Source organism: Lederbergia panacisoli, assembly GCF_024626525.1.
GTDB lineage: Bacteria > Bacillota > Bacilli > Bacillales > Bacillaceae_C > Lederbergia > Lederbergia panacisoli.
In genome coordinates, this window is the sequence record NZ_JANJGU010000001.1 from 407,993 (window position 1) to 425,588 (window position 17,596).

At 37.7% G+C, this 17,596-nt stretch carries 19 protein-coding genes; 2 read left to right on the forward strand and 17 right to left on the reverse strand.

From position 1 onward, the window contains the following. Nucleotides 1–50: 50 nt before the first annotated feature. The 11 genes from NQ185_RS02015 to NQ185_RS02065 form a co-directional block, all read right to left on the reverse strand. Nucleotides 51–857, reverse strand: coding sequence for a pyruvate, water dikinase regulatory protein (locus tag NQ185_RS02015; RefSeq protein ID WP_257579842.1), 807 nt, complete (start codon nucleotides 855–857; stop codon nucleotides 51–53). 20 nt (nucleotides 858–877) lie between these two features. Then, the gene (gene ccpN, locus NQ185_RS02020; protein WP_257580047.1) at nucleotides 878–1,513 is read right to left on the reverse strand and encodes a transcriptional regulator CcpN; all 636 of its coding nucleotides are present in this window, start codon (nucleotides 1,511–1,513) and stop codon (nucleotides 878–880) included. A gap of 50 nt (nucleotides 1,514–1,563) precedes the next feature. After that, a complete protein-coding gene (gene glyS, locus NQ185_RS02025) occupies nucleotides 1,564–3,621 on the reverse strand; it encodes a glycine--tRNA ligase subunit beta (protein ID WP_257579843.1) in 2,058 nt (685 codons plus the stop codon). Next, nucleotides 3,614–4,513: a glycine--tRNA ligase subunit alpha gene (gene glyQ, locus NQ185_RS02030; RefSeq protein ID WP_257579844.1), complete on the reverse strand. Its 900-nt coding sequence runs from the start codon at nucleotides 4,511–4,513 to the stop codon at nucleotides 3,614–3,616. Before glyQ ends, glyS begins: the two co-directional genes overlap by 8 nt. A gap of 556 nt (nucleotides 4,514–5,069) precedes the next feature. After that, nucleotides 5,070–5,822, reverse strand: a complete 753-nt coding sequence (gene recO, locus NQ185_RS02035) for a DNA repair protein RecO (RefSeq protein ID WP_257579845.1) — start codon at nucleotides 5,820–5,822, stop codon at nucleotides 5,070–5,072. Between the two features lie 43 nt (nucleotides 5,823–5,865). Next, nucleotides 5,866–6,009, reverse strand: a complete 144-nt coding sequence (locus NQ185_RS02040; protein WP_257579846.1) for a YqzL family protein — start codon at nucleotides 6,007–6,009, stop codon at nucleotides 5,866–5,868. Nucleotides 6,010–6,114: 105 nt separating this feature from the next. Beyond that, a complete protein-coding gene (gene era / locus NQ185_RS02045) occupies nucleotides 6,115–7,038 on the reverse strand; it encodes a GTPase Era (protein WP_257579847.1) in 924 nt (307 codons plus the stop codon). Continuing rightward, nucleotides 7,031–7,429: a cytidine deaminase gene (locus tag NQ185_RS02050; RefSeq protein ID WP_257579848.1), complete on the reverse strand. Its 399-nt coding sequence runs from the start codon at nucleotides 7,427–7,429 to the stop codon at nucleotides 7,031–7,033. The genes era and NQ185_RS02050 overlap by 8 nt, the downstream gene beginning before the upstream one ends. A 200-nt stretch (nucleotides 7,430–7,629) precedes the next feature. Further along, entirely contained in the window at nucleotides 7,630–8,016 is a 387-nt protein-coding gene (locus NQ185_RS02055; protein WP_257579849.1) for a diacylglycerol kinase family protein, read from the reverse strand. Further along, nucleotides 8,000–8,470 (reverse strand): rRNA maturation RNase YbeY, encoded by a 471-nt coding sequence (ybeY, locus tag NQ185_RS02060; RefSeq protein WP_257579850.1) that lies wholly within the window; start codon nucleotides 8,468–8,470, stop codon nucleotides 8,000–8,002. Before ybeY ends, NQ185_RS02055 begins: the two co-directional genes overlap by 17 nt. After that, on the reverse strand, nucleotides 8,454–10,643 hold the full coding sequence (locus NQ185_RS02065) for an HD family phosphohydrolase (RefSeq protein WP_257579851.1): 2,190 nt from the start codon (nucleotides 10,641–10,643) through the stop codon (nucleotides 8,454–8,456). Before NQ185_RS02065 ends, ybeY begins: the two co-directional genes overlap by 17 nt. Nucleotides 10,644–11,465: 822 nt before the next feature. Between NQ185_RS02065 and NQ185_RS02070 the strand changes: the two genes are divergently transcribed. After that, a complete protein-coding gene (locus NQ185_RS02070; RefSeq protein WP_257579852.1) occupies nucleotides 11,466–11,648 on the forward strand; it encodes a hypothetical protein in 183 nt (60 codons plus the stop codon). Between the two features lie 289 nt (nucleotides 11,649–11,937). After that, entirely contained in the window at nucleotides 11,938–12,069 is a 132-nt protein-coding gene (locus NQ185_RS02075) for a hypothetical protein (RefSeq protein WP_257579853.1), read from the forward strand. A gap of 81 nt (nucleotides 12,070–12,150) precedes the next feature. On the opposite strand, the gene NQ185_RS02080 is transcribed toward NQ185_RS02075, so the two are convergent. The 6 genes from NQ185_RS02080 to NQ185_RS02105 all read right to left on the reverse strand — a co-directional run bounded on the left by NQ185_RS02080 (nucleotide 12,151) and on the right by NQ185_RS02105 (nucleotide 17,510). Continuing rightward, nucleotides 12,151–13,122 (reverse strand): PhoH family protein, encoded by a 972-nt coding sequence (locus NQ185_RS02080; RefSeq protein ID WP_257579854.1) that lies wholly within the window; start codon nucleotides 13,120–13,122, stop codon nucleotides 12,151–12,153. Between the two features lie 3 nt (nucleotides 13,123–13,125). Further along, the gene (yqfD, locus tag NQ185_RS02085; RefSeq protein ID WP_308784458.1) at nucleotides 13,126–14,322 is read right to left on the reverse strand and encodes a sporulation protein YqfD; all 1,197 of its coding nucleotides are present in this window, start codon (nucleotides 14,320–14,322) and stop codon (nucleotides 13,126–13,128) included. Nucleotides 14,323–14,324: 2 nt separating this feature from the next. Next, nucleotides 14,325–14,609, reverse strand: a complete 285-nt coding sequence (gene yqfC / locus NQ185_RS02090; protein ID WP_257579856.1) for a sporulation protein YqfC — start codon at nucleotides 14,607–14,609, stop codon at nucleotides 14,325–14,327. Between the two features lie 61 nt (nucleotides 14,610–14,670). Then, nucleotides 14,671–15,144 carry a YqfB family membrane protein gene (locus NQ185_RS02095; RefSeq protein WP_257579857.1) on the reverse strand — a complete coding sequence of 158 codons (474 nt, stop codon included), beginning with the start codon at nucleotides 15,142–15,144 and terminating at the stop codon, nucleotides 14,671–14,673. A gap of 32 nt (nucleotides 15,145–15,176) precedes the next feature. Continuing rightward, complete coding sequence (gene floA, locus NQ185_RS02100; RefSeq protein WP_257579858.1) at nucleotides 15,177–16,175, reverse strand: flotillin-like protein FloA; 999 nt, start codon at nucleotides 16,173–16,175, stop codon at nucleotides 15,177–15,179. A gap of 33 nt (nucleotides 16,176–16,208) precedes the next feature. Further along, nucleotides 16,209–17,510 carry an NfeD family protein gene (locus tag NQ185_RS02105; RefSeq protein ID WP_257579859.1) on the reverse strand — a complete coding sequence of 434 codons (1,302 nt, stop codon included), beginning with the start codon at nucleotides 17,508–17,510 and terminating at the stop codon, nucleotides 16,209–16,211. Nucleotides 17,511–17,596 lie beyond the last annotated feature (86 nt).

Consider the following 17,596-nt stretch of genomic DNA (forward strand, 5'->3'; position numbering starts at 1 on the left):
TAGGCTTTTTGCCATTAATAAATAGGAAAAACACAACAAAAGTTGTGCCCTTATCTTTTCTTCTGCATGTAATTAATAATAATATTTGCTGTTTCCTCTACTGCCTTATTCGTTACGTCAATAACTGTACATTTTAATCGGCTGGAAATCTTATCAAAATATTCAATTTCACGTTTAATTCTTTCAATATTGGCGTAGCTTGCTGTGTCATCTAAACCAAGAGATATTAATCTTTCCCTTCTAATATGATTTAATTTTTCAGGGCTAATTTTTAGTCCGATGCATCGTTTAGGATCTACCTTATATAATTCTTCAGGTGGATCGATTTCCGGAACTACTGGTACATTCGCAACTTTATAGCTTTTTAAGGCAAGATATTGGGATAAAGGGGTCTTCGAGGTGCGAGAAACACCAACCAAAATAATATCAGCCCTTAATAGACCTCTTGGATCCCGGCCATCATCGTATTTAACCGCAAATTCTATTGCTTCAACCCTCTTAAAATAATCCTCATCTAATTTTCTTACTAATCCTGGTTCATTAAGAGGTGCATTTTCAAATGTCTTTTCAAACATATCCATAAGGGGACCCATGATGTCAATGCCGTTTACTTTTTGCAACTCCGTCATCGTTTTCATATATCCCCTAATTTCCGGCTTAACTAACGTGTAGACAATCATCCCGTTATCTTTCTTCGCTAACGATATGATTTCGTCAATATGGCTCCGCTCTTCTACATATGGAATACGTTTTATTATGGCATTAGATCCATTAAATTGACTAATGGCTGCTTTCGTTACAAGTTCGGCGGTCTCCCCAACGGAATCAGATACAACATAAATAATAGGTTGTGCCATCACGATTTCCTTTCTAAAAGTTATACATCTTTCTCGGCAAGTTCAACAAGAACTCTTGTTATATTTGTCTTCGTAAATCTCCCGATTACTTCGTATCCACTTGCCGTTTTATTTACGACGGGAATGGCATCTATTTGCGAGCTTATTAACTTTTTAGCTACATCTATAAGTAAATCATCTTTTTGACACATCGTTATATTCGGCATTCGTGTCATGATGATATTAACAGGAAGTGTTGTTAGCTTCTGTTGCCCGATACTTGCCCTTAGTAAATCTTTTCTTGATAATACTCCTACAAGATTAGTATTGGCGTCAGTAACAAAGAGTGTTCCAACATCTTCCGAAAAAACAGTGACAATTGCATCATAAACTGACATATTTTCATTAATGACAACTGGCGTTGATACAAAGCCATCGATTTGCATTTTTTTCAGCTTTTCGGCAAGCAAATGGTTACTCGTTTTTCCTGTGTAAAAATAACCAACCCTAGGTCTTGCATCTAGGAAGCCAGTCATTGTTAATATAGCCAAATCGGGTCTAAGTGTAGCACGCGTCAAACACAGCTTTTCAGCAATGCCTTCACCGGTAATAGGACCGGAAGTTTTGACAATTTGCAATATTTTCTTTTGTCTATTACTCAATTCGATTGTACTCACCACCAATATATAACCGGACTTGCGTTTATTAAGCGCAAGTCCCTTTAAAATTATTTCACAACAATCACATTCACGGAAGCATAATTTCCAATAAGCTCAGCTAGTTTTCGCATTTGTGCAAGGCGATTTTGTTTTATTTCTTCTTGGTCAGCCATCACCATCGTATGATCAAAATAAGCAGAGATGGCTGGTTCAAGTTCAGATATTGCTTCAAAAAGATCTTTGCTTGCTATTTTTGATTCAAAAATAGCTTCTAATTGTTTCCACTGCTCATATAATTTTTCTTCATATTCATTTTCAAATAACTCTGGATTAATTTCGATGCCTAATTCAGCTTTTGCGGCTATATTTAATACTCGGGAAAGCGATTCAATAATCCCTTTAAAAGCCACTTGCTCTTTACTTGCATGTAATGTTTCAGCGCGATCAACAATTTCTTTCACACTATTAAATTCACCTGCAAGCACTGCCTCAATAAGGTCATAGCGAATCCCTTTTTCTTCTAGTAAGTGTTGAATTCTAAGCTTGAAGAAGGCCTTCAGCTGCTGATATAGCTCATCATTATCATTGCCTTTTTCAATGACAATCACCGTTTTCAATAAATCACTTAACGATATGCTCCATTCCTTTTCAAATAAAATTTGAATGACCCCTGCTGCTTGCCTTCTAAGTGCATAAGGATCCTGAGAACCAGTTGGGATTAATCCAATAGCAAATGATGAGACGATAGAGTCTAATTTATCAGCCATGCTGACAATCGAGCCAATTGTTGTTGAAGGTACGCTATCTTCAGCATGTCTTGGCTTATAATGTTCGTATATTGCTTTTGCAACACCAGGAAATTCTCCTTGCAAAAGGGCGTATTTCTCTCCCATTACTCCCTGTAATTCAGGAAATTCATTAACCATATTACTAACGAGATCAAATTTACAAATTTCTGCTGCACGGTCTGCCACTTTCAATTCCTGATCGGTCAAGGACAATATTCCGCCAATTTCACCCGTAATTTTGCGAATTCTATTCACTTTTTCAGCCAATGTCCCAATTTTCTCATGATAAATAATCGACTCTAATTTTATTAAATTTTGTTCTATCGGAACTTTCTGATCTTCTTGGTAAAAGAAATCTGCATCGGATAGCCTGGCCCTTAGGACTTTTTCATTCCCTTTAGCAACAGTTTCAATGTGACGATGATCTCCATTCCTTACTGCAACAAAATATGGAAGTAAGTCACCGTTTTTATTCTTAACTGGAAAATAACGTTGATGAGATTTCATAGATGTAATTAACACTTCTTCTGGAAGATTTAAAAACTCTTGATTAAATGCTCCAAAAAAGACTGTTGGGTATTCAACTAGGTTTGTTACTTCTTCCAAAAGATCCTCATCTACAGGGATGCCCCAATTTTGTTCTTCCTCCAGTCTTTTAATCTGCTCCACGATTGCTTCTTTTCTTTCTTCATAATCAGCGAGCACGTATTGACCTAGCAACACTCTTTCGTAATCAACTGGGGCTATAAGCGGGATTACTTCACCTAGGAATCGATGGCCATGTGTAATATTGCTTGCTTTTACACCAGCAATTTCAATTGAAACAGTTTCATTTCCAAATAATGCAATAAGCCATCTAATCGGGCGCACAAATCGTACATTTTGGCTGCCCCAGCGCATGCTATTAGGAAAATGCAATGAAGCAATTAAGTTACCAAGCTGTGGCAGCAAATTGATTGTTTCTTCACCTTTTATGAATTTATTTGCGTGTGCATATTCCACACCTTTAATTTCTTTAAAATAAAGATCATCTACTGATAGCCCATTTGATTTTGTAAATCCAATTGCAGCTTTTGACCAATTGCCTTCCTTATCAAAAAGTATCTTTTTGGCTGGTCCCTTTATCTCTTCTTCAGTATCATTTTGAAATTCTGCTACTTCTTTCACTAATACTGCCAATCTTCTTGGGGTGGAAAATAAGTTGACTTCATGAAAAGCAATCTTATTTTCCCGAAACCAATCTTCTATTTTTTGTCCTAATTCACGAATTGCCTTATTAATAAATCGTGCTGGCATCTCTTCTATGCCGATTTCTAATAATAAATCTCGTTTACTCATTTCCTGCGGCCTCCTCCTCTTTTGAATGATTTAATATAGGGAAGCCTAGCTTTTCCCGTTCTTCGTAAAATGTTTTAGCTACTTGCCTAGCCATACTCCGCATTCTCCCAATATAAGCTGTACGCTCAGTTACCGATATCGCTCCTTTTGCATCTAAAAGATTAAATACGTGTGAGCATTTTAAGATATAATCATAGGCAGGGTGAACAAGTCCTGACTCCATTTGTTTCTTAGCTTCTGTTTCATATGTATGAAACAGATTAAATAACATATCTTGATTAGAGGTTTCAAATGCGTACTTGGAATGTTCATATTCAGGCTGATAAAAGATATCCCTTACCGTAAATCCATTTGTCCATTCCAAATCAAACACATTTTCTTTTTCCTGTATATAAGAAGCCAGTCTTTCAATTCCATAAGTCAATTCAACAGAGACGGGTTTACACTCAAGACCCCCAACTTGTTGAAAATATGTAAATTGTGTCACTTCCATGCCATCCAGCCAAACTTCCCAGCCAAGACCTGCACAACCAAGCGATGGATTTTCCCAGTTATCTTCAACGAAACGAATATCGTGTTCTAAAGGATTAATGCCAAGAGCCTTTAACGAATCTAAATACAATTCTTGAATATTGTCCGGCGAAGGCTTCATGATCACTTGAAATTGGTGATGTTGATATAAGCGATTTGGATTTTCACCGTAGCGCCCATCAGCTGGCCGTCTAGATGGCTCGACATAGGCTACATTCCATGGTTCTGGCCCAATTGCTCTTAAAAAAGTATACGGGCTCATTGTACCTGCTCCCTTTTCAACATCATATGCCTGCATTAATATACAACCGTAGTCAGACCAATGCTTTTGCAAAGCTAAAATCATTTCCTGAATATTCACATTTATCTTCCTTTCTAATTAAAAAATAAAGGCTATTAGCATAATAACTTCCTTATTAGGCCTGAAAGCCGACACTTTGGCCTTTGCCAAAACAACAAACTAGCTAAAATAAAAAACTCTCGTCCCTATGCTTATCATAAAGCATAGGGACGAGAGTTAACCCGCGGTTCCACCCTATTTGCCGTAAAAACGACCATCTTTCAATAAAGTTGCTCCAGAATGCCTTCACTAATGTCCATAACCCGGCTCCCACTATCCCGGATTCGCTAAACTAAGGATTACTATTAGCTACTTCTTTCTTTCGTTGCAACAGCTTATTCATTTAATCATATACAAAAAATAGCTGATATTAGTCAAAATGTCAAATATCTTTTCATAATCTAGCTCCAGCGCCTATCGACTAGCAAACTTCTTGCCCTTTTCGCTTGCGTAGTCAACATCAGGTGAAATTTGAAGTGCCAATTTCACTAGCTCGTTCCTCGCTGTGTTTCCTTTATCGCAAGTCTTAGCCCCTGAAGTTTGTACGTCGATGGGCAAGGCGCTTTCTTTTTTCTTATTACATCTGTCCTTTTAACTTATCAAGCTGATCAAGAAAACGTTTTGACTTTAAGTGTAATCCGGAATATTCATCGTAGTATAGTGCAATGGCATCCTTCAATTCTTTTTTTGTTTCAGGCTTCACGGATATGGAGCCAAGCCGATGGATATCAAAAAAGTAAAATAATCGGAGCAGCTTGACGGCATTTTGTGATAAAGGAAAGAAGTGAGGATCTCTATCAAAGCACTCATGACAAATGAGTCCATTTTCCTTTATCGAGAAGCCGAATTGAGCTTCCGAACTGCCACATATTGTACATCGATTCATTTCAGGATATAAGCCCATGACGTTTAACATTTTCATCTCGAAAATATTTGTTACAATATCAGGGTCATGATCTTCGTTAATATATTGCAGTGTTTGCAGCAATAATTCAAATAAAAATGGATTACGCTCTTTCTCCCCTGTCCCCTTATCCATTAAATCCACAATATAAGTAGCGTACGCTGTTTTAAAAATATCCTCCCGAATACCTCTCAGGGAAGAAATTAATTCAGCCTGTTGCATTGTTCCGAGACCACGGTTTCCTTGAATCATAAAATATCCATATGTAAAAAGCTGGGTAGGGCTGGCAAGGCGGCTATTCGTTTTTTTTGCGCCCCTTGCCATTCCAGCGATTTTCCCAGCTTCTCTTGTATAAATCGTAATTATTTTATTTGATTCACCATAGTCCGTAGATCTAATAACGATTCCTTCGTATTTTCCCACCATCTATAAATGTCCCCTTTCAATTCCGGGGAAGAAATACAATTTCTTATGTTACCGGGTAATCTATTTCGTCTGAATTTTCCATATACGGCAGAATACTCATATGCTCTTCTTTTTCAAGTTCCTTTAGAAGCAAGTACGTATCAACATTACCTGTCTCTTTAAAAACTTTCCACGTGAACTCATACATTTTAATCCCGCCTTTCAAAGTAGTAAAGCTTACTCATATTTTTTCACTAAAACAAGAGGTAATACTAAATAAAATTTGTTAAAGTAACCAAGTAATATTTTGGAATTAATATTCATCTTCCTTGAAACCATAGTCTCTAAGGTGGAATGCTTTATTTCGCCAATCCTTTTGAACCTTTACCCACAGCTCCAAAAAAACTTTAGACCCAAGTAGATTTTCAATATCTATTCGAGCTCTTTGCCCTATTTCTTTTAACATTTTCCCTTGCTTCCCAATGACAATTCCTTTTTGGGAATCCCGCTCCACTATTATGGTTGCCATAATATGGATGATGTTCTGATTTTGTTTATGCTCCATCTTATCTATAAGAACTGCAGTTGAATGAGGCACCTCTTCTCTCGTTAAATGAAGCGCTTTCTCTCTAATTAATTCCGAGACGATGAATCTTTCAGGATGATCTGTCACTTGGTCTTCCGGATAATATTGAGGACCTTCTGGTAAATAATGTTTAATCTGCGTTAAAAGTGTATTAATATTATTTCCTTCTAGTGCTGAAATAGGTACTATCTCTTTAAAATCATACATTTCTCTATATTGATCCATAATAGTTAAAAGTTTATCAGGTTGAACAAGGTCAATTTTATTAATAACTAAAAATACGGGTGTACGAACACCTTTCAACTTTTCAATGATAAATTCATCGCCTCTGCCAAAGCCTTCATCTGCATTGATCATACATAAAATCAGATCAACTTCCTTTAAGGTATTAATGGCAATCTTCATCATAAAATCGCCTAATTTATGCTTTGGCTTATGAATGCCTGGAGTATCAATAAAGATCATTTGGGAATCATTTGTAGATAATACGCCTTGCACTTTATTTCTTGTCGTTTGTGGTTTATCACTCATAATGGCAATTTTTTGCCCAATAACATGATTTAAAAAAGTGGATTTTCCAACATTGGGCCTGCCGATAATGGAAATAAAACCTGATTTGTACTGATTATTTGTTTGCAACTGATTATTCATGTAAATCCTCCGGTGAAAAAGCAAAGGGTAATAATTCTTCTACGGTTAGTTCTTTAATATCCCCTTTTTTGTTTGCTAAAACCACTTTCATGTTTTTTGGGCACAATTCAGCAATTACTTGACGGCATGCACCACATGGTGGGACTGGTCTTTCAGTATCTGCAATTACTGCCAGCATTACAAAATCTTTATCGCCTTCAGATACAGCCTTAAAAATTGCAGTCCTCTCAGCACAATTTACAACACTGTAAGCAGCGTTTTCTATGTTACACCCGTGATATACTTTCCCATCGTTTGTAAGCAATGCAGCACCAACTGGAAAATGTGAATAAGGGACATAGGCATTCTCTTTCGCTTTTGCGGCTTCTTGCACTAGTTGCTCTTGATTCATTTTGTTCTCCCCGACTTTCATACATATATTTTACTACATTTTCCCATAAAAAAGTGAAGTTCATCGTTAATTTTTTCAAAATTTGAATTTTTAATCGTTTTGTAATATTGGCCGTGCCAATATTTTAACTTACTGAAAGAACAAGTTCAAATTGTTGACCATAAAAAAGAAAAAGCCGCCGTTAAAAAGGCAGCTCTCAATCAAAAAAGCATTATCAGTTTTGGTCCCAAAATAAGTATTCCTATTATAACGGACATGATCGCGTATACAAGTACCGCCGCAGCAGCAAGATCCTTCGCCTGCTTTGCCAACGGTTTGATTTCCTTTGTCGCAATATCTACTGTACGTTCAAGAGCAGAATTTACGAGCTCAAGTGCCAATACGCCGAATATGGAAATAATGATGAATAGCCATTCTGTTTTATTTATTTTCAATAAAAATGATAGCACACCCACAACTACGCCACATGTAATATGAATTTGAAAGTTTTTTTCTACTTTTGTTGCATAGAAGATTCCTTGAATTGCATATTTAAAGGCACACGCAATACGAATAATTGAAAATCTCCCTTTACCTTTCAAGGCCATAACCTTCAAGAAGATCATTTTGTCTTGAAAACATCTTTTTTTCATCTTCTTCCTCGATATGATCATATCCGAGCAAGTGTAGAAAGCCATGAATGGTTAAAAATCCAAGTTCCCTCATAAAGGAATGGCCATATTCTTTTGCTTGTTCCTGTGCTTTATCTATAGATATGATGATGTCACCAAGTATGCGGGGCATATTGGAACCTTTAATTTCCAGCTCGTCGTCACCTAATTCTTCCATGGCGAAAGAAATGACATCTGTGGCATAATTCTTTCCCCGATATTCCTTATTGATTTTTTTAATTTCATCGTTGGAAACAATCATAACTGATAATTCAGTACCGTCCTCTATATGTTCTTTTTCAGCAGCATAGTTTAATAAGCTTTCCATAAGCTCAATATCAGAATCTGACAATTCTTTAGTCACGTCAATTAAATCAATTTGCAGTGTCACTGCCAATCACCTTCTGTTGTTTTAAGTCAGGATACTCAATTCGTGAATGGAAAATGCCATTTAATGTTTCACAAAATCTTATTTTTACAAGTTCAATTTCTTTTAAAGTAAGATCACATTCATTAAATTGCCCATCTAGGATTTTATCTTGTGAAATATGATGAACAAGCGATCGAATCTCACTAGGAGTTGGATTTGCCATAGAGCGAACGGCCGCCTCCACACTATCAGCAAGACTAATAACAGCCGCTTCCCTTGTTTGTGGCTTCGGTCCAGGATAACGATATTCCGTTTCAGGAGTATCTTCATTTATTTTCTTTGCTTTGAAATAAAAATACTTAAGCAGACTTGTGCCGTGATGCTGTTCGGCAATATCGACAATCTCCTTTGGTAATTTATGTTTTCTCAATTCCTTTGCCCCATCAGCGGCATGAGAAATAATAATATCCTTACTTGTTTCGGCTGGAAGACGATCATGTGGATTTTCTATATTCATTTGGTTTTCTATAAAAAATGGCGGACGTTTAGTCTTGCCGACATCATGATAATAACAGCCCACTCTAGCTAATAAACCATTTGCCCCGATTGCTTCACAAGCAGCTTCTGCTAGGTTCGCAACCATGACACTATGATGATACGTCCCGGGTGTTTCGGTTAGAAGCTTTTTTAGTAAAGGATGATTCGGATTGGATAACTCGATTAACCTCATGGTAGACAATATTCCAAACCCTGCTTCAAAAAAAGGCAAAAGTCCAATTGTAAGCACAGAGGATAGAATCCCTGATACGATTGAAAATAATCCAAAATAGAAATATTCAGTAAGTGTGTACTGCCCACCTCCGACTAGCAATAGGAAAAAGATGAGAAGCAGATTGATACACGATACTAATAAACCCGCCCGTAGTATGTGGGTTCTTTCATTTTTTTCCGATACAAATAACACCCCAGCCAAACCGCTAAATAGTATATAAATAGCTATTTCAATATCTATTGTATCCGATATCCCATCATGGAAAACAATGCTGCCACATGATGCTAAAATAATTGTAATAATGAGAGCGAGTCTTTCATTAATCATGGTCTTTATTAGCATTGGAGCCATTGCGGCAGGAAAAAGATAGGCAAGTTTATTCAAATTATCCCCTTCCATTAATCCAATGATTTTCATAATAATGACTGAACAAATAAAAATCAAACTAGAAAGGAGCAAATAGCTTTGCTTTTTCTCCTCGGATGTGGACAGTCGCGAAAAATAAATATAAAGCGAACCAATGGCCAAAATTACAAAAATCCCTAATCCAATGATTGGTTTTATGGTAGGATTATTTTTTAGCAAACCGAGCATTTCTAATTGTCTGTATGTTTCTCTGTCAATTAAATGCCCTTCTTGGACGATTATTTGCCCTTGCAATATTTTTACAGGCTCTACATCATCCTTTGCTTGCTTCTTTCTTGCTTCCGTCAGCAATGGGTCGTATAAATCATTGGGAACAATGGCATATTTACCTAATTCAATTGCGGCTGTTTCCAAGTCATTTGGTAATCCCGCATTCTTTATATGATCTGCTACGACTTTCCGTGCTGCTTCAGTGCCATCTTCACGAATTTTTTCATTCATGGCAGATTCCACATATTGTTCAACAATATCTCTTGTTCTTTGCAATTCAGAAACATCCGTTTGTAATAATGTAACGAAAATGGGGTCTGATATCGTATTTGTAATGTCTTCTGAAACATTTTCAGTTAGCTTTGTTTTAAGTTGTTTTAACCTCGATTGCAATGAGATTGCCGATACTTCTTCCTTTTTTATCTCTGAGGCATTCTCTTCCACTACTTTGTTGGATTCGTAATTCGTATCCTTTACAAAATCAAAAATGGAAGTAATTAAAGAAACTCGATTTTGAGCCATTTCTTGTTTAAATACATATACTTTGTCAACTTGATCAGCGGCATTTTCCCTCGCTTCTGCTGTCTTTATTTCATCCTCCACCGTTTTCGTAGATCGAATCGTTTTATCTGCTACGGAAAAAAGTTCAATATCATACGTTTCCGGCTTCACATTATGGTACAGAATGGCAAATAATGATAATCCAAGGATGCAATATATAAGACTTGTAAACACTTTATAGCTTAGGAACGTTCGGATTTTGCTAATATACGCTTGAAAGTCCATAAAATCCTCCATACCCCGTTTATTGCTGACTCATTTCAGCATTATATTTAAATAATAACAGTTTTCTAAAACGAAAACACTTGAATTTTGTAATAACTACTAAAAGAAGCATTTAACCCTATACTGAATAAGACGAAATTATTTTAAAAAAGTTCCCTAAAAAGTTAAAAACCCCCGCTACTCCCACCCTTTAAGCTTAGTTGTTGATTTGCGCTCCAGGCGCTTCGCTTTCCGCGGGCGGTACGAGGAGCCTCCTCGGCGCAAGCGCCTGTGGGGTCTCCCCTGTTCCGTACTCCCGCGACGGACACGATGTCCTAGTGTCGGCGTTGGCCACAGGACGTGGCCGTCTTTAGCTGACCAGGAGTCTTCGCGCCTTCCGCTCCAATCAACATAGTATAAAAATTTGCATCCACCTTTAATACAGCCAACACAAAAAAATATAATCCCTCGTATTCAAAAGGAATTATATAGCTCTTTGCTGTATAGTGGAGTATCAATTTTAAACGGGTGTGTGCAATGCTTCAAAATTAATAAACAATGGCTTTTAGTCATGATAACGATCGAAATGCCATCGACTCTTTTCGATTGTTAACTGTAGTATTATATTTAAGCTGTTTTCGTAAATTTTGCCTTCTTTAAAAGAATTTCATACGCATTTCAAAAATAAAGATAGAACGATATAATATCACTATATTGAGAATATTCAAATGGGGGGGGGTAGCAATAAAAAACAAGGATTTTTTTCTGTCTGTAATTTTGAATGCGTACTTAGGCTATTTATGGATACTTTTTATTAACCATATTATTGGGATTGCTAATTCAATGGACAACGTTTTAATTTTCGGAGGAATTATTATTCTTTTAGGAACTGCATTATTTTGGGAAATTGTAAAAAGAGTAACTCCATTTAATGAATATAAAAACAGTCACCCCGTAAAAATTGTTGGATTTGTTTCCTTTGGGATAGTGGTTGTTGTTAATTTGTTTGTAATGAATTTAATTTAACTAGCCCCTAAATCGATAACAGTTGTAAAATTAGACTTTTGACATGCTGAAATAAGCATTTGATGGATTCATTCATCAAATGCTATTTTTTTGCTCAATTAAAGCCAACGTAACCAGTATAGATAATTGTCCAGATATTATTGTTGCTACCCCCTGAAACTGTTCCATCAAAGTTTTTAAGCAGTTGCCGTTGATTGGAGCGGAAGGCGGCGACTCCCGGTCGGCTAAAGACGGCCACATCCTGTGGCCAACGCCGACACTAGGACGTCCTGTCCGTTGGGGGATTAGCGTGACAAGTGAGATCCCGCAGGAGCGTAGCGACGAGGAAGCTCACCGCACGCCCCCCGGAAAGCGTCCGCCTGAAGCGGAAATCAACAGTGTTCATACAATCCAAGGATATATTGGACATATTCTAGGATAAAAAGACGACCCAAAATATCTACTTTTTAGGATATTGGGTCGTCTTTTTTGATGCTATTATTTAATCCATTTGAAAAACTTATTACCCAGGTAAAGAATCATGCCCCTCAAATGCTTCAATTATGCGCCCCACAAGAGGATGCCTCACTACATCACTTTGGTTAAGGTGAATAAAAGATATTCCCTTCACTCCATTTAAAATAATTTCGGCAGCCATTAGACCTGACTTTGCCCCTTTAGGCAAGTCCACTTGGGTTGAGTCGCCTGTAATAACCATTTTCGACCCGAATCCCAGTCTAGTCAAAAACATCTTCATTTGTGCCTGTGTCGTATTTTGGGCTTCATCCAAAATAACGAAAGCATCATCCAATGTCCGACCTCTCATATAGGCAAGCGGTGCAATCTCAATTGTTTCTCGATCTATTAGCCTCTGTGTATGCTCCGCACCTAAAACATCATGCAATGAATCATACAGTGGGCGTAAGTATGGATCCACTTTCTCTTTTAAATCTCCAGGCAAAAAACCAAGGCTTTCTCCTGCCTCAATGGCTGGACGCGTAAGTATAATTTTATTTACTTTATTATTTTTCAAAGCGTTTACTGCCATAACTACAGCTAGATACGTTTTACCCGTCCCGGCAGGACCAATGCCAAATACAAGGTCCAGCTTGCGGATGGCATCAATATACTGACGCTGTCCCAACGTTTTCACGCGTATTGCTTTCCCCTTCGTATTACGGGCAATTTCTTCCTCAAATAATTCGGAGAAATATTCAATGCGGTTTTGTTTAGCCATTTTTGAAGCGTAAGCGACATCTCTCTCACTGATATGAATGCCTCTACGAATGACGTTAAGGAGCTGTTTAATGGTTTCCCCTGCCATCTCCACTGAAGATGGTTCTCCTGATAAATTTAACGTTTCTCCTCTTGTTACAATCGTTACATTAAATTGCTCTTCGAGTAATTTTAAATTGATATCTGCATTGCCAAATAGTACTAAAGCTTCATCAGGGTTTTCTATTTCAATTTTTACTGTAGATATTTCTTCTGACATTCGCTAGTCTCCTTGAATGATTGGTCTTTCCTCAGCAATATTCTCAATCACTTGAAAATTTATGGATAGTTTTACTTTACCATTGTCAACTTCTTGTTGCAAAATATATTCCCCATCTAAGCGTGCGTTGGCAGGAATAGTATTCGCCACATCCCTTCTGGCTAATTCTTTTGCTGTTTCAATTGCTTCTTCTTTTGTCAAAGTTCGCGCCATGTTTTCATTTTCCCTTATTGTCTTTTCGGAATACATAATTGGAAGCTTCCATCCTAAAAAATACAAGTCATGATCCATTGTTTCTGTCTCATATTGTTTAAAAGCCACTCTTTTAAAGCCCCAAAAGGGCATGTACAATTTTCCTGCAACAATATAATGCCTTCTAATTTCCTCACCACTATATACTTGAAAATTAGAGTTTAAAGGAAATTCGACTTTAGTGTTATACCAAGTAATCCCCCAAACTTCCCCGGTTGCGGAAACAAGCTTCGGTTTTTCTTCACTGCCAATCATCCCTGAAACAAGGAGTTGTCCTTTCTCAACGTATTGATTAATTTTCACTACTGATTTTCCTTTTTCAACAAACATATTAGATATTACTGCTTTCTTCTTAGCAACTAAATGGCGGGGACTTTTCAGCTGTGGTTTTTTAGGTTCATTTTTTTGAACTACGTTGAAGTGAAAGGTTGTCCCGTTTAATTCCACACCTATCCATGTAATATTATCAATTCTTTTAGTTAATTTTTGCTGAATGACATCTGGTTTATCGCTAAACAAATGGAAGGAACCAACCTTTATGCCTAATTGCGTCAATTCTTTTCTCATTTTATGTTCAGTTTCAGGATCTGCTCCTTTTATCTCGATTCCCCATGTAATATTTGAAAGAATAAACGCAATTAAGAAAAATAATATGATTCCTACGAGAAATCCACTATGTTTTATCGCTCTTTTCCAAATAAATGGCAAACCTTCACCACGTATAAAAGTAATAGAACAGTCCGCTTTTCGCGCAGCAGTTCGAAATTTATGTAAATCTGGAAGTGCGATGAAAAAAAGAACGGAACCATTTTTTCTTTTTTTCACCTTCCACATAATGAGTCCTGATTGAGCGAGTCGATTTATCAACCGCTCAATCCCTTTGCCTTCCGCCTTTACCAACACTCTTCCAGTAATGAACGTCAGCCACTGATTTTTCAACAATGCCACTCCTATCCATCTAGATAATGAACTTCTTCTATTTTTCCTTCAAGTAATAGTTCATCTGGCAAAATAGTCTTTATTACGAATGATTTTCCCTTTATAAGCAGTTGACCTTGTTTTAGCAAGAGTCGCAATTCCTTATCCGTGAAAACGAGAAGCCCTTTATGATTTTCAATATAAATGTGCAACTGGCCGACAATCGTTACTCTTGGCAGGTCCATCATGACGTCAGGAGGAAGTTCCATTTTGAATGCCATCCATCTTCGTAAATTGTTGGTCCATTTTTTGGCCATAAAAAAGAACCCCCTTTCCTCTCATAGTATGATTGGAAAGCGGGTTTCATCACAATTTTTATTATGAACGATTTGACCTTTGGTAAGGTCTTAAAGAGCGAGGAGGTCCGAGTACCTCTGACATGACAATCCCTTTTAAAATATCATTGGCTTGAAATTGTAAGTCAACTGATTGTTCTTGTACTATTTTTTGTTCAAACTGTTTAATTTTACCTGCTTTTATACGGTGGCTTTCTTCTTCTATCTTTAACTTCTCCAACTTATTCTTTAATTCATTTTGCTTCTCCTCAATAGCTGGTTGAGCGTTGGCAATAAGAATATCGGCAGCCTCTTTCAAAGTACGAGCTTTCGTAAGTTCGGGAAAAGCTTGCTGCATCGGCCTTACTGTTTCCTCTGCCTTTTCACGGTAAGTTTGTATAGGCCGTGCAACTGGAGGAGGCATACGCTCCTCTCGTTGCTCATTGTTTGCACCTGTTTTCCGTTTGAAAATAAAACTGATAGCAGCAATAATTAGCAAAAATAATAAATTTTCCAAAGGAGTTACCCCCTTTCAATTAGCTGGCTCATTTATTCTGGTTTATTTCTATCAACTGGTTTTGTCATTTTACCGATAGAGTCGCGCATGTCAGTGTCGGCATCAATATTTTTCAGTGAAAAATAATCCATAACCCCAAGGTTTCCTGATTTCAATGCTTCTGCCATTGCTTGAGGTACTTCAGCTTCGGCTTCGACAACCTTCGCTCGCATTTCTTCTACGCGCGCTTTCATCTCTTGCTCATTTGCAACAGCCATTGCTCTTCTTTCTTCCGCTTTTGCCTGTGCAATTTTCTTATCGGCTTCAGCTTGGTCAGTTTGCAGCTGCGCTCCGATATTTTTACCGATATCAACGTCAGCAATATCAATAGATAAAATTTCAAAAGCTGTGCCGGAATCCAAACCTTTTGCTAGAACTGTACGCGAAATCATATCAGGATTTTCAAGAACCTTCTTATGATTATCACTAGAACCAATTGTGGAAACAACACCTTCACCAACACGGGCGATAACTGTATCTTCCCCAGCACCCCCAACAAGGCGTTCGATATTCGCACGAACTGTAATACGAGCTTTAGCTTTGACTTCAATACCATCCATCGCTACACCTGCAATAAAAGGTGTTTCAATTACTTTAGGGTTTACACTCATTTGAACCGCTTCTAACACGTTACGGCCTGCAAGATCGATTGCTGCAGCACGTTCAAACGTCAATTCAATATTTGCACGTTGAGCTGCAATTAACGCATTGACGACCCTATCCACGTTACCTCCTGCTAGATAATGGCTCTCAAGCTGATTCGTACCTACGTCAATTCCCGCTTTATGCGCTTTAATCAACGGATTTACAACTCTTCCTGGAATAACCCTTCTCAGTCTCATCCCAATTAATGTAAATATCCCTATTTTTACTCCTGCCGCAAGGGCGGAAATCCACAGCCCGATTGGCACGAATGTAAATAATACCGATAGAACAATAATTCCAATAACAATTGCTACGATTAAAAAAATGACTTCTGGAGCGACTGGCATTTGATTACCTCCTGTTTTTCAAATAAAAGTCGTTTACATTTCCCTTACAACGATGCGTGAACCTTCCACTTTAACGACTTTAACCTTCGTATTATTTTCAATAAAACTTCCTTCTGCAACGACATCAAGACGTTCATCTTCCATTTTCACCGTGCCTGAAGGTCTAAGCGGAGTAATCGTTACCCCAACACGACCAATAAGTTCAAGACGATTCACATTCGAAACATAGCCACTTTCTGTGTTTGTAGAATCAGTTAGGATAAGCTTTTTAAAAATATTCATCCGTTTACCAAACACCTTTAACATTATGATAGTTAGCAAAACTGATAGGAATAAAGCTATAATAATTGAGATCGCCATATTAACGAAATTCCCACCAGCCAATATGATACTGCCGATTACAGCTACCGTCCCCAGCAGCCCGGCAATTCCACCCGCCAGAAAAAATTCTGCTGCAATCAGGATGATTCCCAATACGAACAAAATTAGGGATTCATAGCCCGCAAGTCCTGCAACATAGTGTCCGTAGAAGAAAAGCAGCAACGCACTTATGCCCATCCCTCCCGGCAACCCAAAGCCAGGTGAGTATAGTTCAAGAACAAGTCCAAGACTTGCAATAGATAGAAGGATAGGAACTACCACTGGATTCGTGATAAATCTCGCAAGTGACTCGGCAAAGGTAGATTTAACTGTATGAACATTAGCATCTTCATACCCCAGTTCCGCTAGAAGTGCATCAATATTTTTTACAGTTCCTTTGGAGTACCCAACTTGTAAGGCTTGTTCTGCAGTAAGCGTTAATAATTTTCCATTTGCTTTTAACTTTGGGAGATCAACCGTTGGCGTCACCATGGCCTTTGCAATTTCAGGATCACGACCATGTTCTTCAGCAGCCCCGGTCATAGCAGCAATCCACATACTCTCCGCTTTTTCTCCAGCCGTATTTCCATTTTGATCAATAACTGCCGAAGCACCCATTGTTGCATTAGGTGTCATATAAATTTCTTCCGTATTAAGTGCAATGTATGATCCTGCGGAAATTGCCCACGAATTTACAAATGTAGCAGTCCTTATTTTCGTATTTAAGATTAAATTCCCTATATCCCGAGCAGCGATAACTTCGCCTCCAGGAGTGTTCATATCAAAAATAATAAGATCAGCCTTATTTTCCTCTGCACTCGTAATTGCCCTTTTTAAATACGCATGTAATCCTTTTTCTACTTCACCATTAATCGGTATTACATAAACGTTCGCCCCTTTGCCATCTGCTTGTGCCGGCAGTACAGATAGGATAACAGCTGCCAACATGCAAATAACTATTAACACTCTTCTCATCCAATCCCCCCTTCCGAAGCGTTCATAACTGTAATACGAATAAAGATTAATAAAGATTCAAAAATAATTTGGGTTCTCTTACTATT